Annotated in this window: 23 protein-coding genes; 20 read left to right on the forward strand and 3 right to left on the reverse strand. The window is 72.9% G+C overall.

What is annotated here, in order from left to right; all coding sequences use genetic code 11:
* Positions 1-47: 47 nt before the first annotated feature.
* The 11 genes from ACFFR3_RS41340 to ACFFR3_RS41390 all read left to right on the forward strand — a co-directional run bounded on the left by ACFFR3_RS41340 (position 48) and on the right by ACFFR3_RS41390 (position 18,113).
* Entirely contained in the window at positions 48-935 is an 888-nt protein-coding gene (locus ACFFR3_RS41340; protein WP_364380151.1) for an SseB family protein, read from the forward strand.
* Positions 932-1,339: a UCP033725 family protein gene (locus tag ACFFR3_RS41345; protein WP_345404295.1), complete on the forward strand. Its 408-nt coding sequence runs from the start codon at positions 932-934 to the stop codon at positions 1,337-1,339. The genes ACFFR3_RS41340 and ACFFR3_RS41345 overlap by 4 nt, the downstream gene beginning before the upstream one ends.
* Before the next feature lie 89 nt (positions 1,340-1,428).
* A complete protein-coding gene (locus ACFFR3_RS41350; protein WP_364380147.1) occupies positions 1,429-1,833 on the forward strand; it encodes a YbaB/EbfC family nucleoid-associated protein in 405 nt (134 codons plus the stop codon).
* Positions 1,830-2,174 carry a hypothetical protein gene (locus tag ACFFR3_RS41355; RefSeq protein ID WP_345404301.1) on the forward strand — a complete coding sequence of 115 codons (345 nt, stop codon included), beginning with the start codon at positions 1,830-1,832 and terminating at the stop codon, positions 2,172-2,174. The genes ACFFR3_RS41350 and ACFFR3_RS41355 overlap by 4 nt, the downstream gene beginning before the upstream one ends.
* A 10-nt stretch (positions 2,175-2,184) precedes the next feature.
* Entirely contained in the window at positions 2,185-12,750 is a 10,566-nt protein-coding gene (locus ACFFR3_RS41360) for a WXG100-like domain-containing protein (protein ID WP_379484912.1), read from the forward strand.
* A gap of 73 nt (positions 12,751-12,823) precedes the next feature.
* Complete coding sequence (locus ACFFR3_RS41365; protein ID WP_364380141.1) at positions 12,824-13,348, forward strand: hypothetical protein; 525 nt, start codon at positions 12,824-12,826, stop codon at positions 13,346-13,348.
* On the forward strand, positions 13,341-13,889 hold the full coding sequence (locus ACFFR3_RS41370) for a hypothetical protein (protein ID WP_345404325.1): 549 nt from the start codon (positions 13,341-13,343) through the stop codon (positions 13,887-13,889). The genes ACFFR3_RS41365 and ACFFR3_RS41370 overlap by 8 nt, the downstream gene beginning before the upstream one ends.
* A gap of 99 nt (positions 13,890-13,988) precedes the next feature.
* The gene (locus tag ACFFR3_RS41375) at positions 13,989-15,053 is read left to right on the forward strand and encodes an ABC transporter substrate-binding protein (protein ID WP_345404328.1); all 1,065 of its coding nucleotides are present in this window, start codon (positions 13,989-13,991) and stop codon (positions 15,051-15,053) included.
* Between the two features lie 118 nt (positions 15,054-15,171).
* Complete coding sequence (locus ACFFR3_RS41380) at positions 15,172-15,996, forward strand: ABC transporter permease (RefSeq protein ID WP_364380129.1); 825 nt, start codon at positions 15,172-15,174, stop codon at positions 15,994-15,996.
* Positions 15,972-16,664: an ABC transporter ATP-binding protein gene (locus tag ACFFR3_RS41385; RefSeq protein ID WP_345404334.1), complete on the forward strand. Its 693-nt coding sequence runs from the start codon at positions 15,972-15,974 to the stop codon at positions 16,662-16,664. The genes ACFFR3_RS41380 and ACFFR3_RS41385 overlap by 25 nt, the downstream gene beginning before the upstream one ends.
* Before the next feature lie 114 nt (positions 16,665-16,778).
* Positions 16,779-18,113: a lanthionine synthetase LanC family protein gene (locus ACFFR3_RS41390; RefSeq protein WP_364380126.1), complete on the forward strand. Its 1,335-nt coding sequence runs from the start codon at positions 16,779-16,781 to the stop codon at positions 18,111-18,113.
* 151 nt (positions 18,114-18,264) lie between these two features.
* Here the strand turns inward: ACFFR3_RS41390 and ACFFR3_RS41395 are convergent, their stop codons facing one another.
* On the reverse strand, positions 18,265-19,152 hold the full coding sequence (locus ACFFR3_RS41395; protein ID WP_379484913.1) for an NAD(P)-dependent oxidoreductase: 888 nt from the start codon (positions 19,150-19,152) through the stop codon (positions 18,265-18,267).
* Positions 19,153-19,194: 42 nt separating this feature from the next.
* Here ACFFR3_RS41395 and ACFFR3_RS41400 point away from each other — a divergent pair, with 42 nt between their 5' ends.
* The gene (locus ACFFR3_RS41400) at positions 19,195-19,545 is read left to right on the forward strand and encodes a winged helix-turn-helix transcriptional regulator (RefSeq protein ID WP_345404343.1); all 351 of its coding nucleotides are present in this window, start codon (positions 19,195-19,197) and stop codon (positions 19,543-19,545) included.
* Between the two features lie 361 nt (positions 19,546-19,906).
* Here ACFFR3_RS41400 and ACFFR3_RS41405 read toward each other — a convergent pair whose 3' ends face one another.
* Positions 19,907-20,776, reverse strand: a complete 870-nt coding sequence (locus ACFFR3_RS41405; protein ID WP_345404349.1) for a PaaX family transcriptional regulator — start codon at positions 20,774-20,776, stop codon at positions 19,907-19,909.
* A gap of 108 nt (positions 20,777-20,884) precedes the next feature.
* Here ACFFR3_RS41405 and ACFFR3_RS41410 point away from each other — a divergent pair, with 108 nt between their 5' ends.
* Complete coding sequence (locus tag ACFFR3_RS41410) at positions 20,885-21,760, forward strand: amidohydrolase family protein (RefSeq protein ID WP_345404352.1); 876 nt, start codon at positions 20,885-20,887, stop codon at positions 21,758-21,760.
* Positions 21,761-21,884: 124 nt separating this feature from the next.
* On the opposite strand, the gene ACFFR3_RS41415 is transcribed toward ACFFR3_RS41410, so the two are convergent.
* Positions 21,885-22,148, reverse strand: coding sequence for a hypothetical protein (locus tag ACFFR3_RS41415; protein WP_345404355.1), 264 nt, complete (start codon positions 22,146-22,148; stop codon positions 21,885-21,887).
* On the opposite strand from ACFFR3_RS41415, the gene ACFFR3_RS41420 reads away from it, so the two are divergent.
* From ACFFR3_RS41420 to ACFFR3_RS41450, 7 genes are all read left to right on the forward strand, one after another.
* Positions 22,147-22,653, forward strand: coding sequence for a flavin reductase family protein (locus ACFFR3_RS41420; RefSeq protein ID WP_379484914.1), 507 nt, complete (start codon positions 22,147-22,149; stop codon positions 22,651-22,653). The two genes, ACFFR3_RS41415 and ACFFR3_RS41420, sit on opposite strands and share 2 nt — an antisense overlap.
* A 13-nt stretch (positions 22,654-22,666) precedes the next feature.
* Positions 22,667-22,930: a hypothetical protein gene (locus tag ACFFR3_RS41425; RefSeq protein ID WP_345404358.1), complete on the forward strand. Its 264-nt coding sequence runs from the start codon at positions 22,667-22,669 to the stop codon at positions 22,928-22,930.
* A 7-nt stretch (positions 22,931-22,937) separates the two neighbouring features.
* Positions 22,938-23,345, forward strand: a complete 408-nt coding sequence (locus ACFFR3_RS41430) for a glutathione S-transferase family protein (RefSeq protein WP_379484915.1) — start codon at positions 22,938-22,940, stop codon at positions 23,343-23,345.
* Between the two features lie 38 nt (positions 23,346-23,383).
* Complete coding sequence (locus tag ACFFR3_RS41435; RefSeq protein ID WP_364380102.1) at positions 23,384-24,298, forward strand: ketopantoate reductase family protein; 915 nt, start codon at positions 23,384-23,386, stop codon at positions 24,296-24,298.
* Complete coding sequence (locus ACFFR3_RS41440) at positions 24,295-24,624, forward strand: ArsR/SmtB family transcription factor (protein WP_364380099.1); 330 nt, start codon at positions 24,295-24,297, stop codon at positions 24,622-24,624. The genes ACFFR3_RS41435 and ACFFR3_RS41440 overlap by 4 nt, the downstream gene beginning before the upstream one ends.
* A 162-nt stretch (positions 24,625-24,786) precedes the next feature.
* Complete coding sequence (locus ACFFR3_RS41445; protein ID WP_379484916.1) at positions 24,787-25,509, forward strand: ThuA domain-containing protein; 723 nt, start codon at positions 24,787-24,789, stop codon at positions 25,507-25,509.
* Positions 25,494-26,582, forward strand: coding sequence for a Gfo/Idh/MocA family protein (locus ACFFR3_RS41450; RefSeq protein WP_345404367.1), 1,089 nt, complete (start codon positions 25,494-25,496; stop codon positions 26,580-26,582). Before ACFFR3_RS41445 ends, ACFFR3_RS41450 begins: the two co-directional genes overlap by 16 nt.
* The last annotated feature ends 6 nt before the right edge of the window (positions 26,583-26,588 follow it).

Genomic DNA, 26,588 nt, shown 5'->3' on the forward strand with positions numbered 1-26,588 from the left:
CGGGGCAGCGGGGTGAATCCCTCGCAAAACAGGACAGAATTGTCCGCGTGACCGTCGCAGATCATCTTCCGGCCGGCCCGTTCGAAGAACAGCTGTGGGCCGCTCACCAGGACGGGCAGCAGGCGCTGTGCCTGAGCCTGCTGCGTGAGGCCGACCTGGCGCTGCCGATCACCGCCGCCGCGGCGGCCGGTGCGGAGCCCCCCGCGTGGGCGACCGCCGCCGACGCCGAGCGGACCTGGGTGATCGCCTTCACCTCGGTCGAGGGGATGACGCGGGCCACGGGCGGCGCCGCCACGCACTACCGGGTCGTCTCGATGACGGAGCTCGCCGCCGTCTGGCCCGACCTGCGCTGGGGGCTGGCGATCAACCCGGGGCTGCCGGCGTCGTTCATGCTCGAATCCGGCACGGTCGCCCGCCTGGCCGTGCCCACCCTGATCCAGGATCTGCTGCTGGCCCCCGGCTCCGGCGTGCCGGTGATGCAGAAGCTGCTCGCCGCCGCCGACATCCCCGAGTTGCTGTCCACGCCGGAGCCCCGGGTGTCGGGCTACTGCCATCACGCGCTCGACGTCTCGCACATCGCCACCCCCGCCGTGCTGGCCGCCGCACTCGGGCAGGAGGAGCTGATCACGGAGTCGGGCTCGCTGAACATGCTGCGCTGGCGGCCCGTCGGCCTGGAGCTCTACCGGACGCCGTACGGGGGGACCGACGAGGAGGGCCGGCAGGCCGTGGCCGGCTGGGTGGTGGAGGAGCCGCCGTTCGTGGGGATGGGGCTGGTGCCGAACGTGGGCTCCATCGTCCGCGAGTACAAGGTGTACGGCGTGGGCCTGCCGCACGGCGCGCAGATCTGGGAGCTGACCAACGCCGGCACCGAGCACCGCCGTGCCGTCTACCACGGCGACCTGCGCCGCTGGTACCTCGTGGGCAGGACGCCATGACGTCGTGGCACTCCTACCGGGCCCGCTGGCAGGGCTCGGTCTTCCCGGCCAGCCCCGAGCCGCACGCCCTGGAGCTGTGGGTACGCCTGCGCAGCGAGGTACCGCTGGACGGCTTCGAGGAGGTGGAGCCCGGCTGCCACGTGCGTACGGTGCCGGTGACCGAGTGCGAGTCGCTGCACTTCGTCACGGTCGTGTGCCGGTGGCGTGACGAGCCGTTCCAGGTGCACGAAGAACGCGACGGGCTGCTGCTGCTCGAATACCTCGGCGGGTCCGCGCCACGGGCCCGTGACCTGGGGCTGGAGCGGGTGGAACGCGGCGTGTGGCGGGCCTGGGCGCCCCGCTCGGAGGTGACCGAGCTACGGGAGGAGGCCGTGTCGCTCACTTCCGGAAATCCACATGTTTAGGTCAGCCCCTTGTTTCCTGGTGTTAATGTGACGGAAACTTACTCCTCAGGTACATGTGGCGTCACATGGGCGAAAGTGGCGAGGGGGCTATGGGGGCTTCGGAAGGTCCGGACGTCGCCGCGATGCGGGCGTACGCCGACGAGCTGCGCGAGACGTTCACCCGGCTGCAGGACGAAGGGCTGGAGTTGCACGCCAAGGCCAGGGCCGTGCAGGTCACCGAGACCTCGCGCGACGGCCTGGTCTCCGTCACCGTCGGCCCGCGCGGCGACCTGATCAGGCTCGACCTCGATCCCCGCATCTACCGGCGTCCCGACGCCCGCGCGCTCGCCGACACGATCGCCGAGACCGCGCACAGGGCCGCCGCGGCCGCCCAGGAGCGCGTCATGGAGATCTTCGAGCCGGTGATCCCGCCCGACCAGTTCAAGGCGCACCTCGAAGGCGACGTGGAGGCCGTGATGGCCCGGCTCATCGACGACATGGGAGGCGACCGGTGAACGAGGACTGGAGCGGCGCTTTCATCTCCAAGACCGTCGTGGACCGCGGCATGTCCGCCTGGTCCACCACCGCCGAGGACGTCGGCAAGAGCCTGCCCAAGCTGGCCGCCGACGTCGAGGCGCACCTGTCCACCGCCCCGTGGGGCGACGGCACCGAAGGCATGGCCTTCTACCGGGCGCACCTCGCCGAGGGCGGGCCCTACGAGATGATCAACCAGTGCAAGCGGCTGGCCGAGCAGGTCGTGGACGCCGGCGACCGCCTGCGCGCCGCCATCGACAACACCCTGGAGACGGACGCGGACATCAGGGACGGCCTCACCCGCATGACGCGGGAAGTCTGAGACGGGGTCCATGTCGCACACGGGCGGTACGAACGTCCAGGGGCCCGATCCCGGCTTCGGAGGACAATCCGTCGAGAAGCAGATCGTCCGCATCGACAGCGACGTTCGGCCCGTATGGGAGACCGAGGCGCTGCCCGACTGGGTGGTCTACTGGCTGATCCCCATGCTGTCGGCCGGGCAGGCGTGGCCCTCGGCCAGCGAGGCCGGCCTGTCGGAGCTGGCCCGCCGCTACGCTGCGCTGTCGGACGGCGCGATCTCCTCCGCCGAGCCCGCCGGTTCCGCCGCGCGGACCATCGTGACGGGCTGGCAGGCGCCCGCGACCGCCAAGTTCGTCGGCAGGGCCCGTGAGCTGTACGGCAAGGAGGGTGGCATGGCGGGCGTGAGCAACAACGCCCACGCCTACGCCCTGCAGGCCCAGAACTTCGCGGTGCAGACCCAGTACTCCAAGCTGTCGATCAACGTGACCTTCTGGGTGACGGTCGTCGCCATCGCCATCGTGTTGCTGGTCAACTTCTTCACCGCCGCCTCCGCCACCCCGCTGATCGGGAAGTACGCGGCCATGGCGCGGGCGGCGATCAGCCGCATCCTGAGCAGGCTCGCCGCCATGGCCGGCAAGCAGGTCGGCGCGGTCAGGCTGGCCCAGGTGGCCGCGCTCGCCGGCCCCACCGGCCGGGGGCTGCTGCTCCGCTTCCTGGCCTCGCCCATCGGCAGAGAGCTGGTCGAGGAGATCGGCGAGGAGGTCTTCATCGCCTGGAAGGCCCAGTCGCAGCAGATCGAGATGGGCACCCGTAAGGACCTGGACTGGAAGGAGCTGGCGGCCACCGGCCTCGGCGCCGGCACGGGCGCCGTCGCCGGGACCGTGCTGTCCGGGCCGATCTCGCGGGTCACCGGGGTGCTGCCGGGCTTCGCCGGGCGGGCGGCGACCACCGGCGCGGCGAACACGTTCGCCTCGCCGGTCGGCAGCGGCCTCAGCATGGGCGTGATGTACGGCGAGTGGCAGAATCCGTTCACCGCCGAGTCCATGACCGGGGCCTTCCTCGGTGGTGTGGGGCGTACCGGGACGATCAGCCCGTTCAATCCCGACGTGGTCTCGGCGCTGGCGCACCCGGCGACCTCGCTCGCCTCCGCCTACGACGCCGCCGCCCGTGCCGACGCGGCCCGCGCCGCCGCCGGCAGTCCGGCGGGCGGCCCGTCCGGTGGTCCCACCGGTCCCGCCAACGCGCCGACCGGCCCCGACGGCATGTCGCCCGTGGGCTCCGGCGGGGTGCGCATCGCCGATCCGGTCAACGTTCCCGCTCAGCGTACGGCGAGCACGACGACGCCTGCCGGTTCGTCCTCGGCGAACCGGCCCGGTCCCGGCCTGCCCGACGCCGACTCCTCGACCCGTCGCCGCACCCCGGACCAGCAGCAAGCCGTCACCCCGGCCCCCGACGACAACGCGGACGAGACCCCCGAGACGACTCAGGAGCGCCGCGCCACCCCGGCCACCGCTGACGCCCCCTCCTCGGCCGACACCTCGTCCCGGCAGACCTCGAACAACCAGAGCCACCCGAACACCACCCCCGAGCCGCGCCAGGACACCGCTCCGGAGCCGGAGACGGACACCACCGGCGAGCAGCAGGCGGACACGCGGGCGGCCACCGCGCCCGAGCCGCAGCCGGCCACCACGCCGCAGCCCGACACGTCCTCCCAGCAGCCCGCCACCACCCAGGAGCCGAGCACGCCGACCGGCGACCCGGCGACCGGCGACACCACCACGGGCGCCACGAGCGGGGAAACGACGGCCGACACGACGGCCGACACGACGGCCGACACGACGGCAGGGGACACGACCCAGCAGCCCGACGCGTCCGACCAGACGGACACCGGCCGGCAGCCCGACGCGTCCGGCCAGAGCGACGCGACCCCCCAGACGACACCCGCCCAGGCCGCCTCGAACGGCCAGGCGGCGAACGGCCAGGCGGACACCGGCACGCCGGTGACCAGCCTGACCACCGCCGACCAGGGCGACACGGACGGGCAGGCGTCCAACAGGGCGGGCGGGCCGATCAGGGCGCGGGCGGCGTTGCTGGAAGCGCTCACCACCACGTTCCCCGGCGCCGTGATCGGCCCCAGCGGCGAGGTGCTCGTCCCGAAGCAGGACGGCGGCCACCGCGTCCTGCCGAACGCCACGATGCGGCGCGTCCGGAGGGCGCTGGACGCCCGCGCCGCCGAGGTGGCCGCCCAGGCCGACCTGGTGGTGGACGCCGCCGCGTTACTGGTGCTCGTCGCCTCCGACCCCAACCTGTCGTCGGACGCCCCCGCCGGCGCCGCCCGCCCGCAGGCGCACACCAGCAGGCCGGGAACCGTCACCTCGCACCCGATCCCCGGCACCCGCTACGTCACCGACAGCGGCCGCGGCGCCGACGTCACCACGGACGAGATCAAGCAGGCCGTCGCGAACCTGGACCCGCAGCACTTCGTGCACGGCGCGGGGAACGTGCGGGGCTTCTCATGGGACGGCGACGTCCTGGTCGTGGACACCGCGAACGGCCCCCAGCACTTCCGCTTCACCATCGGCAGGCCCGGCCAGCGGGAGATGGCGACGACCCAGGTGCGGACGGGCAGCGACACCGGCCCGCACCTGGTGACCTTCGCCCCCCGCATCGCCACCGACCAGCTCACCAGGGTCTGGCTGCACGAGATCACGCACACGTTCCAGCGGCAGGAGGCCATGTCGAGGGGCCCGCTGCGCAGGATCCTGCGCCGGATGCTGCCGAGCGGCGTCGCCGCCAACTCCAGGGACGAGTGCGTGACCGCCCAGCAGAACGAGCTGGCGTACCTGATCGAGCGCTGGAACACCGCCGACACGGTGCCAGAGCAGCGCGCGACGGCCGTCGACATCGACGGTCTGCTGGCCACGCTGCGCGCCCGAGGCGTCGAGGTGCCGCCCGCTCCCTGGGAGGCGGGGCCCGACCACGAGCGGACCACCCTCGACATCCCCCGCCTGGGCGACGCCCCGAGCGTCGCGGAGGCGCGGCAGACCGCCGAGCGGCTCAAGGAGTCCGAGAAGACCCTGCGGCGGCTGCGCGAGCAGTACAAGGCGAGCGCCAGGGAGGCGCGCGACAACGCCAGGCAGGCCGAAGCGGCCGCCAGGAAGACCACCAAGGAGAAGGACAGCGGCGTCGAGCGCCGGCGCGCGGCGGCCGTCGAGGAGGCCCGCGCCGCTCGGGACCAGCAGGAGCGGCACGAGCGGCGCGCGGCCGTGTACGGGACCGCACTGAACGCCGCGATCCGCGCCAGGAAGGCGCACGAGCGGTACGCGCGGCTGCTCGAGGCGATGTCCGGCCCGCCCCGGCTGAGCCGGCCCGACGAGGTCACGCTGCCCATGCTCGCGCAGGCCGCTCTGCGCGAGGTCGCGGCGTCCCACATGGGGTACGACGCGGCGGTCGGCCACACCCGCCCCGACCCTTGGTCGCTGACCGAGTCGATGCCCACCGGCCGGCTGGCCCACCTGGACGAGCTCACCGAAAAGGTCAACCAGGAGCTGAGAGCCCAGAAGTCCGTCAAGCAGTACAAAGCGGGCGAGCTGGAAACCCTCATCCGCGCCGACTGGCACAAGGTGGTGGCGGGCGACGGCCTGGTGCTGGTCGCGGGCCACGGCCGCAAGGCGGTCGAGGTGCGGCTCGCGCTCACGGTGTCGGACCTGGTGGAGGTGGCCGACCCGGGCATGCGGGCGTCCCAGCTCACGCAGGGCAACTTCTACCAGACGGGACAGTCCTACACCGCCACCGAGTCGGGCAGCCTCGGCACGTCGGCGGAGTTCGACACGCGGAAACTGGCGCAGTGGCTGCCCAAGGGCTCGATCGCCGACGTGATGGGGGTGGCCGGCGTCGCCATCAGCGGCGGCGCGAGCCGTAACTGGTCGATCTCCAGCGGCGGCAGCATGTTCGAGCAGGGCGGCACGGTCGCGGACAACCGTACGGAGGCGGCGCTCTTCGACGGTGACGCCAAGTGGACGGTGCAGGTGCGCACCGGGCGGAACACCACGTGGAGCGACCCCGTCGAGGTCACGACCGGCAAGCCAGGCGACTCCCACACCCAGCGCATCTGGGTGTGGCACTCCGCCATCGACCCCAACGTCACCCGCACCCTCACGATCCCCGCCGACCAGCGCCGCCCCGGAGTGCCGAACCAGGCGGTCCTCGGCATGACCGGCCTGGAGGAGGCGCTGGAGGCGCTCGCCGCCGAGCTCGGCGGCGACTACACCAAGATCGGCACCGGCGCCCGCGACAACCTGCGCAGGTTCGTCGTCCGCGAGATGCAGCTGCGCTTCGCGCAGGTGCTGGAGTCCGGCCTGCCGGTGAACCTCGCCGTGCAGGGCATGCCCGACACCCGGATCACCGCCACCGCCGAGGTCGTCGAGGAGGAGACCGAGCTGCTCGGCGGCTGGACGCGGGACGTGCTGCAGGAGAGGGTGCTCACCGAGACCGCCACCTCCACCACCAGGATCGAGCACGGCGGCTCGATCGAGGGCAAGGTGGCCGCGAAGATCACCTCCGACGGCCTCAACAACGTGGACGTGCTCGGCCCCCTCGGCGACTACTCCGCCGACTCGATCAAGCCCGAGGTCAAGGCCGGCGTGCCGATCTCCCAGTCGTCCGCCTCGACGGCCAACGAGGTCGCCGTGCACCCGCAGGTGGACAAGAGCAGCGGCATGTCGGTGACGCACCGCAAGCAGGTCAAGCTCACGTTCACCGTCGAGCGGGCGGGCCGGCCGGCAAAGGAGCTGGACCCGTTCCTGACCGAGCTGCTGGTACGCCAGCAGGCGGTGGACGCCTGGTACGCCGGCGACCCCGTACCGGTCCAGGCGTTCGTCAGGGACAACGGCGAGATCAGGCTCGACGCCGACGGCCTGCCCGTGCCCGCGGACGAGCCCGCCCAGGAGCCCATCACGGGCCGCAGGATCGGGCTGCCCGATTGGCTCGGCGCCGGAGAGGGGCGGCTGCGCGGCGCCGGCCCCACCGACGTGCGGGAGATCCGCGGGCTGGGGAACCTCGTGCAGGAGGTGATCGACAAGCTCGAGCACACCGGCCTGGTGTCCACCAGAGGCGAGAACGGCAGGCGCGTCTACAGCGACAACCTGCTCGTCCGCGCCGCCCAGCAGCTGAACGAGGACGACATCAAGGCCCACCTGCAGGAGAGCGCGCTCCGCAGCGGGTTCGACCAGCTCACCCAGGGCGGCGTCATCGTCCCGCTGCAGTCGCACGGCGTCGGTCGAGCCCTCGACCTGCACGCCCTGCACATCGTGATCCGGCAGGACGAGGGCGACACCGGCACCGGCGTCGGCCAGACCCACAAGGTGCGGACCCACCTCGACATCGCCAGCGACACCTCAGGACGGGGCATCAACCGGTCGGTCACGAAGGCCCTCGGCGGCTCCCTGGGCAAGACCGACGGCCCTGGGCAGGGGGAGGACGGGGTCTCCCACAGCGCGGGCGTGAACGTCGGCGGCGACCGCACGTTCTCGGCCGGCACCAGCACCTCCAGCATGGTCAACAACGTCGGCATGACGGAGGACGACAACAAGGAGCCGACCGCCAGTGTCCTGACCGACGCGACGGTCCAGGTCGACCACCTGCACGGCGACGAGGTCACGACGCTGGTCGAGCCGCGTGCCGTCAAGCCGCTGCTGATGGTCCCCGCCGGCCTGCTCTCCCACGAGGGCGGCCCGCGCTTCAGCGGCAAGATCGGCAAGCCGTCGAAGCGGCTCATGGAGATCGCCAGGCTGGAGCACTTCGACGCCGGCCGCGAGCTGGGCGACATCACCAAGGTCAGGAACCTGCTGCCCAAGGCGCTGCGGAAGAGCGTCGCGCCGCTGATCCAGCTCTGGCCGATGCTGAGCCGCCACCATCTCGCCGGCCACATCTTCGAGGGCCCGGTCGTGAACGACGTCGTGCTCGACATCAACGGGGCCTCGCCCACGCGCGTGCGGATGGACGTGCGAGGGGTGCTCGGCGAGGCGGAGTTCGTCGACATCGCCGACCCGGTGTCAGGCGACATCATGCTCGCCCTGCGCAGCGCCGGCATCAGCTGGAGCGCGGCGCGCAACCTCCTGGGCGGCCTGACGAACAGCGTCGGCGACGCCGACGACGGCGGCACGACCAGCGACACCGGCTCCGTGTCGCTGCCGGGGCGCAACCGGGTCAAGGCCGTGGCGGCCGCGCTCGTCGCCATCTTCGGCACCGAGTTCCTCGGCATCGCGGTGGGCCGCAAGTACCGGATCCGGGTGCCGGTGGACGTCATCGCGAAGGTGACCACCCGCCAGGCGTCCCAGATCGGGCTGGACCTGGCCGGCGAGCGGCGGGGCGCCGCGCTGCGCAGCCGCGGCCAAGGCGTGTTCGTCGTCCCCGAGAACGACGCGCTGCGGCTGTTCGCCGAAGGCGAGCTGAACCTGCCGGTGCCCGTCGTGGCCGACGCGGTCGAGCGCTGGCTCAACGGCCACATGAACCTGCACCGCACGGTCGCGGTGCCGCTGATCCACCGGTACGTCCAGGTCAGCGCCGAGGCGAACCACCGCGGCGAGGACATCGGCCTGGGAAAGAAGCACTATCCGACCCGGCTGCTCGAAGCGCTCAAGAAGGTCGCCGACATCGGCCCGGCGGTCACCCCGGCCGCCGACGCCGCGCGGCACGACCCCGGCAAGGGCTGGGTCCGGCTGGACGAGGCCCTGACCGCCGCCCAGACCGTCAACGACCAGCTCAGAGAGGTCGTCGTCGCACCCCAGTACGAGCACGGCATGGGCGTCAGCGTCCCCGAGTCGTTCGTCGTGCGCAACCGTCCGAGCGGGGAGCAGGTCGACATCCTCGACGAGGTGATGAACGCCGTCGAGGAGGCGCTGCCCGGCGTCACCGAGCACACGCCCAACCTGTACCGGCAGCTCCGGGTGGACCTCAACGGAGCCCGCCCGAAGGTCCACCTCGAGGAGATGTGGTCGCGGCGCGGATTCGAGCGCGAGTACGACGTGCAGAACGCCTCGGAGAGCCAGGCTTCCCAGGTCGTCACCATCCGCCTGCGGACGGTCAGCGCGGGCGACCCGCGCCTTGCGCGCATGGTGAGCCAGACCGACGAACAGGGCACCATCATCCAGCGCTACAGGGGCGAGGAGGCCACCCGCACGGAGTCGTACAGCGCCGCGTGGTCCGCCGGTCTCGACTACAGCGACAGCCAGGACGGCGCTGACGGCAGGTTCGGCCTGTCCACCAAGCGCAACCGCTCCTTCGCCAGCACCGCGATCCGCAACGTCATGCGGCTGCTGCGCGTCGCGAGGTTCGTCGGCGACACCACGATCGAGCAGGACCAGGTGCTCGTCCTGGAGGTCTCGACCCGCCCCGTCCGGGTACGGCCGGTCCCGTTCGAGCGGCACGTGCCGGGCCTGGCCGCCAAGATCCGCGCCAAGAGGGACGCGACGCGCGTCGAGCGCCTGGTGGTGCGGCGCGAGTACGACATGACGCTGCGACGCCGCATCCCCAGCGACATGGTGCGCCCCGTCGCCCAGGACCCGGGCCCGGCGCCCGAGGTGATCGACCCGCGCTCGGTGGAGCTGCCGCCGGGCGTCTTCCCCGAGGTGCTGGCCGAGCACGATGACAAGCCCACACTGCACGCCGGCATCATGCGCAAGCTGAAGGAGATGATCGGCCACGCGGCGGCCGTGGAGCGCTCGGGAGCGCTGTCCGCGTGGCTGTCGCACTCCGGCATGATCACCGGCCTGGAACGCGTCGGCGGGCCCGACGGCCAGGTGGTGGCACAGGTCGCCGAGCCGAGGTTCCATGCCCAGGGCGTGGACATCTCGGTCAGGGCCCGCAAGTCGGACCTCACCGTCGTGGCCGGGCCGTTCGACGGCGAGGTGGGCGAGGTCGACAGAAGGGCCGAGGCGCAGAACGTCTCCATCGGCCGCGGCCGGCTCAAGCCCGCGGGCATGAGCACGGGCAACGGCTGGAGCGTCCTCGGCCTGTCCTACGGCGCCAACGCCGGCGCCCAGGCCTCGGAGAGCGTGAGCCAGCACCAGGGCGCGCGCAGCGAGCGCAGCAAGTTCGAAAGCGGCAAGCTCTACACCGTCCGCCTCCGGGTGGACTACGACGCGACCTTCACCCGGGTCAAGCGGCAGCGCGACGGCAACGTCAAGCCCTTCGGGGACAGTGAGTTCCTGCCCGCCCTGTCCAGCGCCACCGCCATGTTCACGTTGCCCGGTGAGGTGCTCGCGACGCTGGACGCCCAGATGCAGCGCGGCATCCGCGTCGCGGCGCCGATGGACGATCTGCCGCAGTTCACGTTCCAGCCGGATCCCGGCCGCGAAGGGCTGATCCAGATCCTCCAGGACGCCAGGGTCACCGCCCGCGAGCGCGGGCAGGTGGCCAGCGTCTACGTGCGGGAGTCCGACGGCATCCACCGCTACCTGGCCGCCCCCGACGGCACCGTGCGCAACGACAGCGCGCGCAGCAGCCAGCGTGACGCCGGTTTCGCCGAGGCTTTCTCCACGCTGCCGCCCCACCTGCTCGACGCGGCGGACCGGAACGATCTCGACCTGCGCCACGTCTTCCTCACCTCGCCGGTGCACGGCACCTTCACCGACCAGGTCGCCGCCGCGCTGGACGAGCGCGGCGTGCTCCCGCCGCCGCCGGAACCGGTCTGGAAGATCGCCGAGGAGGAGGAGGCCACGCCGGCCGTCGGCGGCGGCACCTTCCTGGGGTCCACCTCGCCGTCGGTGCACTCCCAGGAGCTGCCCGGCAGCCCGCTGTCCGCCACCGCGCGTCCCGAGGGCGTCCCCGACCTCACCGTCGACGAGATCCGCGGGCAGGACGTGTCCGTCACCGACTTCGGCGGCGCCGTCGCCCACCTGGGCTGGAGCGCGGGCGACCACCTCGTGGTGCAGGTCCCCGGGGCCGCCGACCAGCACGTGCACGTGCTGGCCGAGGACCCGGGCGCCGGGCTCGTCGGACGTACGGACCTGTACGCGGGCACCGCCGAGGAACCGCACGTGATGCGCATCGGGCCCCGCGTGCACCCGGACCTGGTCTCGTCGGTGCTGGTCCACGAGATCTCGCACGTCGCCCAGGAACGCGCCGCGCAACAGGCCGGTACGCGGCACGGGATCGTCAGGGGGGCGCTGTCGGCCCAGGAGGAGGGCACCGACCACTGCGTCACGCCCCGGCTCGACGAGCACGCCCACCTGTCGCGCAAGTGGCAGGCGACCACCGATCCGCAGGCCAGGGACCGGATCGCGGCCGCCATCGACGCCCTGGCGCTCGACCTCCGCAAACGCGGCCACACCCCACCGCTCCCGCCCTGGCCCACGTCGGCCCCGTCGGCCCCGTCGGCCTTGTCGGTCCCGTCGGCCCTCGCCGACGCGAACGGCACGCCTCTCGCGGTCAGCGCGGCGGACGCGGCGACCGCCGCCAAGCTGCGCGGCCTCATCGACACGCTCAACGGTCGCCAACCCGCCGCCCCGTCGATCGCCGACGCCCTCAACGGCACCGCCACGCAGGGCTCGATCGCAGCCGCCCTGAACGGCGGAGCACCCCTGAACGGCGGAGCACCCAGGACACCGGGCGCCACCGCTGAAGGGCGCGACGGCGGGACCAAGGGGTCCCTCGCCAACGTGCTCAACGGGCGGGCCTCCGTTCGCGGGTCCATCGCGGCGGCGCTCGGCGGCGGGCGGTCCGCGCCCACCGGGATGGCCGCCGTGCTCCAGGCCGAGGCGAGAAAGGCCGGCCTGGCACCCGGGCAGCCGGGGGCGGCGGCCAAGATCGCGGCCCTGGCCAGGGCGGGCGAGCTGACCCCCGAGCATGTGGCGGCGCTGCGCGGCGAGCCCGAGCTGCCCGAGCTGGCCGCCGCCCACGCGGTCAGCAGGGCCGCCGCGCTCATGGGCGCCAGAGCCCGGGTCCTGGGCCCCGGCCTGCTCGACATCCGGGTTCCCGGCCGCCCGCCCCTGGTCATGGAGATCCGCCCCGCCGACCTGGCCGGCCCCATGAACGGCGCTGGCCAGGTGAACATCCCGCAGCAGGCGAACGGCCTGAGCACGGCGAACGGCTCTGGTGTCACGAACGGCTCCGGTGCGGCCAATGGCTCCGGTGCGGCGAACGGGTCGGGGGTGCAGGGTGACGGTGGTGTGGTGACGTACCAGGTGGATGGGCGGAAGACGGTCGGCGCGAACGAGCGGGCCGCCGCCGCGACCGCAGCTGGAGCGCTGGCGGCGGCGCTCGGGCTGCCGGTCGGCCCGCACCAGGAGGTGGCGGCGCTGATCGAGGCCGTCCGCCAGGTGCGGGCCGCGACCCCGGCGCAGCGCCCGGCCCGGCTCGGCATCCTGCACGACCTGGCCGCCGCCGCGCCGCTGCACCTGGTGGCCGCCCCGCTGGCCGCCGACCTCAGAACGATGCTCGCCGACCCCCGGCCGGACGACCGGCAGACGTTCCTGCAACGCGGCCGCGAGCTCGCCGACGGCAGCGGCTGGGAGGCCGAGTGCGAGTGCCCGCAGGACGGCCCCTGCTTCTGCGGCCGTCGCAGGGAGGAAGTGCCCGACCACCTCGTGGCCCAGTGACGACGGGGAGATGACGGGGGCAGGAGCCTCGGGGGTGTGGGCATGATAGGAGAACGGCGAGGAGAGGACGGTTATGGCGTTCGCGATAGCACGGACGAGGGATGAGGCGCATCTCTACCTCGACCTGCACCCGTGCGCGTGCGGCTCGGTCGAGACGGCGTGGGACAGCGGCCTGGTCGCCGTCGACGACGGGCTCGCCACGCGTTACTGGGGGGCCTGCGACGACTGTGGCAGGCAGCGCGAATATCTGTTCGGGGTGCCCGAGCGGCCGACGATGCCGGCGGGCTACCCCACGTTCGGCGGCCCGGAGCCGTCGGAGCTGCTCGACGCGGGGGAGTGGCTGTGGGTGGCCGACCTGACGGCGGGCAACGTGCCGGTGGACGACGAGGCGGAGGCCCACCGCACGCTGTCGATCGCCACGGCGGCCGTCGAGGAGGTCGTCAAGTTCATCCCGCCGGGCGCCGACGAGGTGCCCGACGACGGGTTCTGGTCGCAGCGGGGCAGGGAGATGCGGGCGGCCGAGCCCGGCAGGTTCCAGCTCGACCGGCTGCTGATCGTCCGCGACTCCTTCCGCGATCTGGCGGCCCGGCATGCCTGACGCCGTCATGGCGCGCTCGCTGGTGGAGGCGCACGTCTACCTCGACCTGACGGTCTCGGGCGGGTCGGCGGGCGCCGAGGTCATCGAGGTGCCCGACGGGTGGCTGGTGCGGGCGGGCGGCGTGGAGGTGCCGGTCTCGTACGCCGGCGAGCACGCGGCCAGGGAGGCCCGCACCACGTTCGGCACGGGCAGGTCCGAGCTGCTGGACGTCGGCCAGTGGGTGCTGATCGGCGGCACGTACGCGAGCCGGGCCCTGGAGGGCGGCCTCTTCCATGCCGCCGGCCCGGCCGACCCCCAGCGGGTCCGCGCCGTCGAGACCGACTGGACCTACGCCGCCGACGCGGTGGCCGAGGCGCTGAAGTTCCTGCCGGAGGGGGCCGCCGCGCTGCCGTCCGAGGCGTTCTGGACGGAGATGGGCAGGTCCGCCCGCGAGGCCGAGCCCGGTCGCTTCACCAGGGCCAAGCTGGAGAGCGACCTCGCCTTCTACCGCCAGAGCCTCGCCGACTTCCGCCGTCTCGCCGGCTCCGCCCGGCCCAGCTGACCCCTCCGGTGTCAGGCTGAACCGGAACCCACTGCTAAAATCATGCAAACTTGGTAGGAAATGTTGACTTAGGCCCCTGGCGCTCGTACCTTCGAGACCATGAGCCAGGGCCCCCACCACACGTCCTCGTTACGACCCACGCTCGCCGCACTCGTCCTGCTGCTCCTGACGGCCTGCGCCCCGAGCGCCGCCCAGGAGTCCGGCGGGCCAGAGCTGGCCGCGCAGGCGCCGCTGCCGACCGTGGTCCCGCAAGGCGCCAGGCTGATCGTCGGAGACCCCGCCACCAAGGTGGCGCTGCAGCTCTCCGGCGAGATCGAGACGTTCTCGTTCGCCATCGAGTGGGCCAACATCAGCGGCGGCCCGCAGACGAGCGAGGCGTTCAGGGCCGGCGCGCTCGACGTCGGCGCGGTGGCCGACATCCCGCCCATCCACGCCACCTGGACCGGGCTGCCGGTGAAGATCGTGGCCTCGAAGTTCCGCAAGGACCCGCTCGCCCACCCCACGTACGAGCTCGGCATCGCCCCAGGCGTACACGTCAGGACCCTCGCCGACCTGCGCGGCAAGAAGATCGCCTACAGCCCGGGGCAGGCGCAGGGCGCGCTCGTGCTCAGGGTGCTGAAGAAGGCCGGCCTCACCAAGGACGACGTCGAGCTGATCGAGCTGCCGAGCACCGGCGACGTCTACCCCAACGCGCTGGCCTCCCGCCAGGTGGACGTCGCGCCCATCGGCGGCGTCAACATCAAGCGCTACACCGCCAAGTTCGGCAAGGACGGCGCCACGACCGTCCAGCACGGCCTGCGCGACGACCCCGCCCACCTCTACGTCCGCACCGAGACGCTCAAGGACCCGGCCAAGGCGGCCGCCCTGCGCGAGTACGTCGCCGCCTGGGCCCGCGCCTCCCGCTGGATCCACGAACATCCCAAGGAGTGGATCGACGGCTACTACGTCAAGGACCAGGGCCTCAACGCGGCCGACGGCCAGTACCTGGTGGACCAGGCGGGCGAGCCCGACATCCCCGCCGACTGGTCGGAGGCCATCACCCGGCACCAGGAGACCATCGACATCCTGGCCGCCGAGACCGGCAACGAGCCGCTCAAGGCCGAGGACCTCTACGACCGCCGCTTCGAGCCCGTCGCCGCCGCCGCGCTGAAGGAAGGTGCGTGATGACGTCCCACAGAACGCCGCTGCCGGACACCCGCACGGTGCTGACGTTTCACGGCAGGCCCCTGCCGGACCTCCTGCCGGACCTCCTGCCGGACCCCCGCGGGAAGGAGGGTGTGAGATGACGCTGCTCGCCTCCCGGCCCGCCGCCCCCGCCCGCGTACGCGCCCGCCGCCGTCTCAGACCGGGCCGCCCGATCAGGCTGGGCTTCCTGCTGGGCCCGCTGCTGCTGCTCGCCCTCTGGGCACTCGCCTCGGCGACGGGCCGGCTCGACCCCCGGTTCCTGTCGGCGCCGTGGACCGTGGTCGCCACGGCCGGCGACCTGATCGCGAACGGCCGCCTCCAGGACAACCTGCTGACCTCGGTCGGCCGGGTCGCCTCGGGACTCGCCATCGGCGTGCCGCTGGGTACGGTGCTGGCGCTGGTGTCCGGGCTCAGCCGCTGGGGTGAGGCGATCATCGACGGCCCGGTGCAGATCAAGCGGGCCGTCCCGTCGCTGGCGCTGATGCCGCTGCTCATCCTGTGGCTGGGCATCGGCGAGGGCATGAAGATCACGGTCATCGCGGTCGGCGTGCTCGTACCCATCTACATCCACACCCACAACGGCCTGCGCGGCATCGACAGCCGCTACGTCGAGTTGGCCGAGACCGTCGACCTGCGGCGCGGCACGTTCATCAGGAAAGTGGTGCTGCCGGGGGCGCTGCCCGGGTTCCTGCTGGGGCTGCGGTTCGCGGTCACGACGGCCTGGTTGTTCCTGGTGGTGGCCGAGCTGATCAACTCCACCAGCGGCATCGGCTACATGATGGACCTGGCCCGCACGTACGGGCAGACCGACGTCATCCTCGTCGGCATCGTCCTGTACGGCCTGCTCGGCCTGTTCTCCGACGCCGCGGTCCGCCTGGTCGAAAGGAGGGCGCTGTCGTGGCGACGGACGTTGGCGAGCTGATCCGCGTCGAGCGGCTGACCCGCGTCTACGGGGCCCGCAAGGTGCTGGACGGCCTCGACCTGGAGCTGGCGCCAGGCGAGTTCACCGCGCTGCTCGGCCACAGCGGCTCGGGCAAGAGCACACTGCTGCGCGCACTGGCCGGCCTGGACGGCGACGTGGCGGGCGGCGGCGCGGTGCGGGTGCCCGGCGAGGTGTCGGTGGTGTTCCAGGACGCCAGGCTGCTGCCGTGGCAGCGGGTGCTGCCCAACGTCGTGCTCGGCCTGACCGGAGCCGAGGAGCGCGGCCGGCGGAGCCTGGCCGAGGTCGGGCTGGCCGGGCGCGAGCGGGCCTGGCCGAACGAGCTGTCGGGCGGCGAGCAGCAGCGCGTCGCGCTGGCCCGGTCCCTCGTACGCGAGCCCCGCCTGCTGCTCGCCGACGAGCCGTTCGGCGCGCTGGACGCGCTGACCAGGCTGAAGATGCATCGGCTGCTGCGCCGCCTGTTCGAGCAGCACCGCCCGGCCGTGCTGCTGGTCACCCACGACGTGGACGAGGCCATCGCGCTGGCCGACCGGATCCTGGTGCTCGACTCCGGCCGCATCGCCACCGAGCTGCGGCCCGGCGCCGCCGCCGGCCCCGCCGAGACCAGGGGCGTGCTGCTGCGGGCGCTCGGCGTCACCGGGGAGGAGTGATGGCCGCACTCGCGCGGCTACTTGAGCGGCGGCCCGGCCGGGTGGAGCATCGTGTCCACATCTGCTTCACCCGCTTTCCGAGTCTTCCTACTAAATCTATGGGAAAATGAGTTCATGAGCCTGGACGAGATGCGCGCGTCGAGTGCCCGCGCTGACACGCCGCTGACCGCCGCCATCCTGGCCGGCCGATGGGTACGTTCGGCCGCCGTCGACGACGAGCACGGCCGGTGGTGGCAGGCCAACCCCGACACGCGCGGCGCGTCCGCCGTCACCGCCGAGCCCTGGTCTCTCTACTCGGGGGCCGCCGGGGTCGTGCTGTTCTTCCTTGAGCTGGCCGCCGCCACCGGGCACGAGGCGTACCTGGAGGACGCCAGGGCCGGCGCCCGCAGGCTCGCCGCCACCTGGCGCGAACAGGACGACCTGACCCTCTACCACGGGCTCACCGGCGTGATGATCGCGCTCATGGAGGCCGGGTGGACGCTCGGCGAGCCCGCCTTCGAGTCCGAGGCCGCGGCCATCGCCGACCACATCGTGCGCAAGGGCACCGAGCGGGGCGACGGCGTCCAGTGGTCGCGCGACCCGGCGCAGCGGGGTGAGGGCGGCATCATCCTCGGGCTGCTGCGGGCCGCCACGCACCTCGGGGTGCCCGCGTACGAGGAGGCCGCTGTGGAGGCCGGGCTGCGCGTCGCCCGCCTGCCCGTCCCCGGCCACCGGTTCGGCGACTGCGCCGACCTGCCGGTGGACGCCGTCACGCCGGGCTTCCTCGCCGGCACGTCCGGCACCGCGTACCTGCTGGCCCGCCTGTACGGCGTCACCGGCGAGCGGCGCTTCCTCCACGCCGCGCGCAGCGGCGCCGCCTTCGTCCGCGAGGTCAGCGTCGTGAGCGGGCGCTGCGCGGTCGTGCCGCACCACGTGCCGCACGCGCGCGGCCTGCACTACCTCGGCTTCTGCTCCGGCTCCGCCGGGGTGGCGCGGATGTTCTACGAGCTCTACCGGGTGGACGGCGACCCCGCCGACCTGGAGTGGGCCGAGCGGCTGGCGCGCGGCATCATCAGCAGCGGGGCGCCGCGCCGCCGCACCGAGGGCTACTGGAACGTCGCCTGCCAGTGCTGCGGCACGGCCGGCGTGATCGAGCTGTTCGTCGGCCTGTGGGCGGCCACCGGCCACCGGGACCACCTCGACTACGCCTACGCGCTCGCCGCCGACCTGATCGGCCGCGCCACCGACCACAACGGCCAGGGCTACCGCTGGTACCAGGCCTACCGCAGGCTCCGCCCCGGCGAGGTCACCGCCGACACCGGCTACATGGTCGGCGCCGCCGGCATCGGCTCGGCCCTCCTCCACCTCGACGCCGCCGGCCTCCCCGACCGCCCCCGCCGCATCGTTCTCCTCCCCGACAACCCCTTCCCGTCGATCCCCCTCCCCGCCTCAGCAGTCAACGACGGCTGAGCACCGTCTTCCCGCGCGGAGGGTGGGGGAGTGTGGTCGCCTCCCACGCGGTCAACGGCGGCCGAGCGCCGGCCACCCGCGCGGACGGTGGGGGAGGGTTCGCCTCTCGCGCAATCGCCGCGTCCCGCGCAGTCGCCGCGTCCCGCGCGGGTCAGCGGGGAGTCAGCAGGTCCGTGATGCGGAGGAAGTCGTCTCTGCCGTGGCCGAGGCCGATCACTCTGCGGGCCAGGCCCTCCGCCGCGCGCATCACGCTCGCGTCGATGCCGCGTTCCTCCGAGGCCTGGATGATGTGCTTCATGGAGGAGGCCGCTGAGGTGATCGGGTTGACGTCGCCTGAGAAGGAGCCGGCGTCCGCCTCCTGCGCGCCTGCCTCGATGAGCGGGGGCAGGATGGCGGCGATGCCCTGCGCGAAGGGCGCCAGTTCCCGGGCTGTGACGCCCTCCGCCTTGGCCAGGGCCAGCGCGTGGGCGTACCCGGCCATGGCGGTCCAGAAGATGTCGAGCAGCGCCAGGTCGTAGGAGGCCGCCCGGCCGATGTCGGCGCCCAGGTGGGTGTGGGTGCCGCCGAGCGCGTCCAGCACCGGCTGGTGCTCGCGGTAGAGCTCCTCGGGCCCGCTGTGCAGGAACACCGCGTCAGGGGTGCCGATGGTGGGGGCCGGCGTCATGATGGCGCCGTCGAGGTAGCCGATGCCGTGCGCGGCCGCCCACGCGCCGGTCTCCCGGGCGCGGGCGGGCGTGTCGGCGGTCAGGTTGACCAGCGTGCGGCCCTTGAGCGCGGAGGCGACCGCTTCCCCGCGTACGATCGCGTCGGCGGCGTCGTAGTCGACCACGCAGAGCACGGTGAGCGGGCTCGCGGCGACCGCGGACTCGGGGGAAGAGGCGCCCGCCGCGCCGCGGGCGACCAGCTCGCGGTCCCTGCCGGGCGTACGGTTCCAGACGGTGACGGCCAGGCCCGCGTCCAGGAGGGCGCCGGCCAGCGCCCGGCCCATCGGGCCCAGACCGAGCACGGTGACGGCAGACTGTGGGGTGGATGCGGACATGCGTGAAGACTCCTTGACGAAAGTGCTGAAGGTGGGATGGCGATGACGCGCAGCAGGGCACAGGACACGAACGTGTGCGGGGTGACCGCCGCGATCGCCGTGATCGACGGCAAGTGGAAGACGCTCCTGCTCTGGCTGCTGGAGTCAGGCCCGTGGCGGCCGGGTGAGCTGCTGCGGCGGGCGCCGGGGCTCAGTGAGAAGGTGCTGACGCAGACGCTGCGCGAGATGGAGGCCGACGGTCTCGTCCACCGGGAGGTCTACGACGTCCGGCCGCTGAAGACCGAATACTCGCTGACCCCGTTCGGACAGGACCTGGCGGACGCGCTGGCACCCCTCGCTGACTGGGGCCACCGCCGCCTCGAGAGGCTGGCCGCGACCCGGCAGGTCTCGTGACGCGCACCGTCCCGGCCTCCCCTCGAACGTCCGGCTGATCCCGGCGGCCCCCCGGCCGCCATGACCTCAGCTTCGTCCGGGGACGGCCGGGGCGGCAAGTACCCACAAAAAAGTGGGTACCAGGCGCACGCCCTGACCTCCGCCACGCCGTGCGGCTTCCAGCGCGCCGCTCACCGTGCAGCCGCCGACAGCGACGGCGCGTCGCCCTGGCGGGTGTTCTGGACGATCGTGCTGCCTCATCCCGCCGATCATCGGGCTCTTCTTCTTCTTCTTCCTGCAGCGCTGCTTCGTCGAAGGGGTGACGCTCACCGGCATCAAGAACTGATACACGGCGATGGTCGGACGTCGCGCGGGCGTAGTGCTAGGTGCGGGTGGCGGCCTCGTCGTCCATTGACTCCCAGGCCGCCTGCGCCCGCCGGTGCCAGCGGTTGCGCAGGTCGTGGAAGACCGCCGCGGCGCGCGGCCCCGGCCAGTCGGGACGCAGCAGCTCGGCCGGCAGGTCGGGGTCGAGGAACGGGAAGCGCCGCCACTCCTGGATGAGCTGCACCTGCGCGGTGAACACCGCCTGCTCGGAGTCGGCCGTCCGGAGGGTGGTGAAGCGGTCGATGAAGGCCAGGTAGCGCTGCTCCACGTCGTCGAGGTCCCAGGCGGCGGCGATCAGCGCCGCGAGGTCGCCGATGCCGGTCGCGGGTCCCGTCCAGGCGAAGGCCCGGTCGCCGAGCCCGAGCTCGGTGATGACCTCGCGCACGGCGGTCTCCTTCGAGGCGTCCGGCACCACCCACAGGCCAGGGGAGGGGGAGCCGAGGCCGAGCCAGGTGAGCCGGGTGCGCAGCCGGTGGCGCAGCCGCCGCTGGGCCTCCGGCACCCCGGCGGTCAGCACCAGCCAGCGGCCGTCCCAGTCGTGCGGCCCGCGCATGAAGCCGTAGATGCGCTCGGCGCCCTCGCGCAGCAGCCGGTCGCCCGCCGGTGTCAGGCTCCAGCGCACCCTGCGCCCGTGGCGGGCGGGGGAGAGCAGCCCCTGCGCGGCGGTGCGCGACAGCGCCTGGCGAGCCGACTTCTCCTCCACGCCGAGCGCCCCGAGCGCGGCCACCAGCGTGCCCGTCCACACCTCGCCGCCGCGCGGCAGCACGAATTCGCCGAGGATCGTCAGCAGCAACGCGGGCGCCCCCGCCGCCTCGCGCGCCCGCCCCGCCGGCGTCGCGATCTCCAGGGCCTTCGCAAGCTCGACCACGTGTGCTCCTCAGCCGGAACAATTTGCTACAAAGATCTGACGATACCCGCTTCTGGCGTCGAATGTCATGGCTGATCTTCCGGCGCCGCCGAGCGTAATGTACGGGACATGCTCGACGGCCGCCCGCTCATCGACGCCCACGTTCACGTGCCCGTGCTCGGCACGCTCAAGCCCGCCTGGCTGAGCTGGGCCCGGCGGTTCGGCGCCGACGGCGTGCTGGAGGCCGTCTGGGACGCCGAAGGCCGGCCCCGCCCGGGCAGGCTCGACGCGTTGTTCGCCGCCGAGGGCGTGGACGTGGCGCTGCTGATGTGCGAGTACAGCCCCAAGGCGACCGGCATGCAGGAGTTCGAGGACCTGCTGCCGATCGTCGAGCACAACCCGCGCAGGTTCCGCCCGATCGCGAACGTCAACCCGCACCTGCACCACCCGATCGCCGCCGAGGTACGCCGCCAGCTCGCGCTCGGGGCCGCCGCGCTCAAGCTGCACCCGGTGCACGGCGGGTTCCGCTGCGACGACGCCGCGCTCTACCCCGCCTACCACGTGCTGGAGGAGAGCGGCGTGCCGCTGGTCGTGCACTGCGGCACCAGCACGTTCCCCGGCTCGGCCAACGAGAACGCCGACCCTGCCTTCCTCATCCCGGTCCTGCGCGACTTCCCCGGCCTTCACGTGGTGCTCGCGCACGGCGGGCGCGGCTGGTGGTACGACGCCGCCGCGTTCCTCGCGCTCGCGCACGACACGGTCTGGCTGGAGCTGTCCGGCCTGCCGCCCAAGCGGCTGCCCGAGTACTACGCCCGCTACGACCTGGCCCGCCTGGCCCGCAGGTGGATCTTCGGCACCGACTGGCCCGGCGTCCCCGGCACCGCCGCCAACGCCCGCAACGTCGCCGCCCTGCTCCCCGCCGAGGCGCCCGATCTGGTCGCCGCGGTGCTCGGAGGGAACGCGCGGCGGGTCTACGCGGGCCTCCCCGACATATTTCCCGCATAACAAGTAGGAAATATTGACTTTTCCGGACACGCGGCTTAGCGTCGAAGACATGAGCCAGGGCTTCCTCCTGACCGCGCGCCCCCACGTGGACTTCTGCCACGTCGCCAGCGCGCAGTGTCGCTGATCACGGACCACCGCCCGCGGCGTACCGCCGCGTTCTCCCTCGTCCCCCTCGTGCTCCGGCGTGGCCGACGCCGTCCACGCTCCCGCTGACGAACCCGTACACCGCGCTCGCGCACCACACCGCCAGGGCGCCGCGCGCACGCCTTCCCTGTGAGGAACGATCCCGTGATCCCAGCACCGACCAGCCCAGCACCGACCAGCCCAGCACCGACCAGCCCAGCACCGACCACCACGACCCGCGAACGAGAAGGGAGGGTCCGGGCATGACCGACACGATGCCCGGACGCGCCGTCGGCGCCGAATCGTTCCGCCGGGCACTCGCCGTGCACGCCAGCGGCGTCGTGGTGATCACCGCCCAGAACGACGGCGTCCCGGTCGGCATGACCGCCACCTCGTTCTCCTCGGTCAGCCTCGAACCGCCGCTCGTCTCCTTCTACGTCGACCAGTCCTCCGCCACCTGGCCCTGGCTGCGCACCGCCGACCACTTCGCCGTCAACATCCTGTCCGGCGACCAGGCGGACCTGGCCGCCAGGTTCGCCCGCAAGGGCATCGACAGGTTCGCGCCGCCCACCCGCTGGCGTCCTGGACCGCTCGGCGCGCCGCTGCTCCAGGACGTCTCCGCGCACCTGGTGTGCCTGCCGTACGAGACCGCCGACGTGGGCGACCACGTGCTCGTCGTCGGCCTGGTCGCCGACGTGCGCACGCACGGCGACGACCGGCCGCTCCTCTACCATCAGGGCCGCTTCGGCCAGTTCCATCCCCAAGACTGAGCCGGAGCCCAGTGTGACCGTTTACCCCGGGCCTTCCACCAGGACGGGAACCCCCGCCTACGCCAGTCCCGTCGACCACACCGCCTACGGCTCCTACGGCCCGGGCCGCCTGCACCTGCCGGCCGGCTGGAACCGCCCCATCTACCCCTTCCAGGGCCGCATCACCGCCGGCGGGTCGAGCGGCTACCGCGCCGAGCCCGGCCGCTACCACCTCTACGTCGCCTGGGTCTGCCCGTACGCCCACCGCGGCCATCGTCCGCAAGCTCAAGGGCCCTGAGGACGTGGTGTCGCTGTCGTACGTGGACGACGAGCGCGACGGGCGCGGCTGGGCGTTCAGGGAACACAGGGGCCCCGACCCGGTCAACGGGTTCACCCTGCTGGAGCAGGCGTACGACGCCACCGAGAAGGGCTACCCCGGCCACATCTCGGTGCCCGTGCTCGGGGACCGGCGGTGCGGCAGGATCGTCAGCAGCAACTTCCCCGACCTCACGTTCGACCTGGCCACCCAGTTCGAGGAGTGGGCCGACCGCGAGACCGATCTCTACCCGGAGGCGCTGCGCCCCGAGATCGACAAGCTGAACGCCTGGCTCTACCACGACGTCGAGGCGGTGGCCACCGCCCTGGAAGGAGCCCTGAAGGACGCGGACGCCGATGTCCGCGCCCACGCCCGCCACGCCCTCACCTCCGGCTAGTCTTCATCTATCCGAATATTTGGATAGATAAGGAGACCATGGTGAAGGTGCTGGTCATCGGGGCCGGAGCGTTGGGGCAGGTGTTCGGGGTGCGGCTTGCGGCCGGTGGCGCCAAGGTCGGGTATCTCGTGCGGCCGGGGCGGGAGAGCTGGGGAGGAGGTTCGCTGTACCGGCTCAGGCGGGGCAGGGCGCCGGTGCATGAGCGGCTCGAACCGTACGAGGTGATGAGCGAGGCGCGCGACGAGCACTGGGACATGGTGTGGTTGTGCGTCGACTCGACCGCGCTGCGCGGCACGTGGACGGCGGCGCTGCGCGCGGCGACCGGCGCGGCGACGGTGGTCACCATCGGTCAGGACCCGGGCGACCTGAGCACCCTCGCCGAGGTCTGGCCGCGGGAGCAGATCGTGCAGGTGATCCCCGCACTGCTCGCCTACCAGGCGCCCCTGGGAGGGGAGGTGCCGGGGCCGGGGGTGGCGTACTGGGTGCCGCCGGGCTCGGCGATGGGCGTCGCGGGGGAGCGCGCCCCGCAGGTCGTCGCCGCGCTGCGCGCCGGTGGCCTGCGGGCCAGGCCGGTGACGCGGGCCGGTGCGGCCGAGCTGACCGCCGCCCGCATGATCCCGTACATCGCCGCGCTGGAGATCTCCGGCTGGCGGCTGCCCCTGAAGGGGGCGCGGCTGCGCGCCGCCGGCGCCGCCGCGAGGGAGGCCGTCGCCGTGGTGTCCGCCCAGCACGGGCGGCGCGCGCTCGCCTCGGTCCCGTCGTGGGCCGTGGGGCCGGCGCTGCGCGTCCTGCCCTGGTTGCTCCCCTTCGACCTGCGCCGCTATCTGGAGGCGCACTTCACGAAGGTCCGCGCCCAGACGCGGCTCATGCTGGCCGGCTGGATCGCCGAGGGCGAGGCCAGGACGCTGCCGGTGGGCGCCCTGTCCGCCCTGCGCCGCGCGCTGCCGGCATGAGCGGCCCGATCGAGGCGGGGGACGTGGCGGCGCTGTTCGCCACGACCCGGCCGCTGTTCACCGCCCTGGGCGACGAGCGCCGCCAGGAGATCGTGGTCTTCCTCCTGGAGGCCGCGGCCCCGCGCAGCGTCGGCGACATCGCCGCGCACCTGGAGCTGTCGCAGCCCGCCACCAGCCACCACCTGAAGATCCTGCGGCAGGCGGGCCTGCTGAGGGTGCGGCGCAGCGGCGCCCTGCGCCTGTACGAGCTCGACGCCGCCGCCTGCCCCGGCCTCCTGACGCCGATGCGCGACCTCATCACGAAGATCATCACCTGCTCCTCCTGACGGGGCGCGTGGCGGGGGATCGCTCGTGCCCCCCGGCGGACGGCCCAGGCGCGAGGCTCGCCAAAATGGGGGCTGGGGGTTTTGGGGGAAGTCAGACAGAATTGGCGAAGTGTGCCGCTATTTGAGGATTGGGCGGTGCACGGCCGATTTATGGTTCATCGAGTGATTGGCGATTGCATGGCGGGCGAGCACACGCGCAAGGTCCTCGTGGTACGAGGCGGCTGGGAGGGCCACGCTCCGGTGGCGGCCACCGACCTCTTCGTGCCCTTCCTGGAGAAGAACGGCTTCGAGGTGCAGCTGGCGGACAGCCCTGCCCCGTACGCCGACAGCGCACTCATGGCCGAGATCGACCTCGTCGTGCAGTGCTACACGATGGGCACGATCGAGGCGGACCAGCTCAAGGGCCTGCGGGCGGCCATCGAGGCGGGCACGGGGATGGCGGGCTGGCACGGCGGCATCGCCGACTCCTTCCGCAACTCCTCCGACTACCTGCACCTCATCGGCGGCCAGTTCGCCTGCCACCCGGGCAAGCACCCCGACGACCCCGACGCCGGCACCGAGCGGCACAACTTCGTCCCGTACACCGTGAACATGCTGCCCGAGGCGGCCGCGCACCCGATCACGCAGGGCATCGAGGACTTCGACCTGGTCACCGAGCAGTACTGGGTGCTGACCGACGACTACATCGACGTGCTGGCCACCACGACGCAGAAGGTGCGGCCGTGGGATCCGTGGCACCGCGAGGTGACCTCGCCGGCCATCTGGACCCGCCGCTGGGGCAAGGGGAGGATCTTCGTGGCGACTCCTGGGCACAGCCTGGACGTGCTGGAGCAGGACAGCGTGCGGACGATCGTCGAGAGGGGCATGCTGTGGGCCAGCCGCTGACCGTCGGCATCGTGGGCTGCGGCGCCATCTCGGCCCAATACCTGACGACCATCGCCCGCCTGCCCCAGGTCCGGCTGGTGGCCGTGGCCGACCTCGACCCGGAGCGGGCGCGGGCGGCGGCGGAGCCGTACGAGGGCGTCGAGGTGCTCGACGTGGCCGAGCTGCTCACGGACCCGCGCATCCAGGTGGTGATCAACCTCACCGTCCCGGCCGCGCACGCGGAGATCGCGCTGCGGGCCATCGCGGCGGGCAAGGACGTCTACTGCGAGAAGCCGCTGGCCGCGACGGGCGAGGACGCCAAGCGCGTGCTGGAGGCCGCCGGCCAGGCCGGGGTGCGGGTGGGCTGCGCGCCCGACACCGTCCTCGGCACCGGCATCCAGACGGCCAGGGTCGCCATCGACGAGGGGCTCATCGGCCGTCCCGTCGCGGCCACGGCGACGATGATGACGCCCGGCCACGAGCGCTGGCACCCCAACCCCGACTTCTACTACGTGCCGGGTGGCGGGCCGCTCCTGGACATGGGCCCGTACTACATCAGCAGCCTGATCACCATGCTCGGCCCGGTGGCCACGGTCATCGGCGCGGCCAGCAGGACGCGGGCCAAGCGCACGATCGGCTCGGGGCCGCGCCAGGGCGAGGCGATCCCGGTCACCGTGGACACGCACGTCACCGGCGTGCTCGTGCACGAGTCGGGGGTGCTGTCCACGCTGGTCATGAGCTTCGACGCGGTCGCGACCCGCGCGCCCAACATCGAGGTGCACGGGGAGCGGGGCTCGCTCGTCGTCCCCGACCCCAACCGCTTCGACGGGCCGGTGCTGCTGACCAGGCTCGGCGACCAGGCCGCGCGGGAGCTGCCGGTCTCGGCCGGGTACGCCGAGGCGGGACGCGGCGTGGGTCTCATCGACTTCCTGTCCGAGGGGGAGCCCAGGGCGGGCGGCGCGATGGCGTTCCACGTCCTGGACGTCATGGAGTCGCTGCTCGCCGCGGCGCACTCCGGCCGTTCGGTGGACGTCGAGAGCACCTGCGAGCGGCCCGCCGCCGTGGCGTTCCGCGACCCCGCCACGCGCGAGTAGCAAACC

This window comes from Nonomuraea salmonea (assembly GCF_042428605.1).
GTDB lineage: Bacteria > Actinomycetota > Actinomycetes > Streptosporangiales > Streptosporangiaceae > Nonomuraea > Nonomuraea salmonea.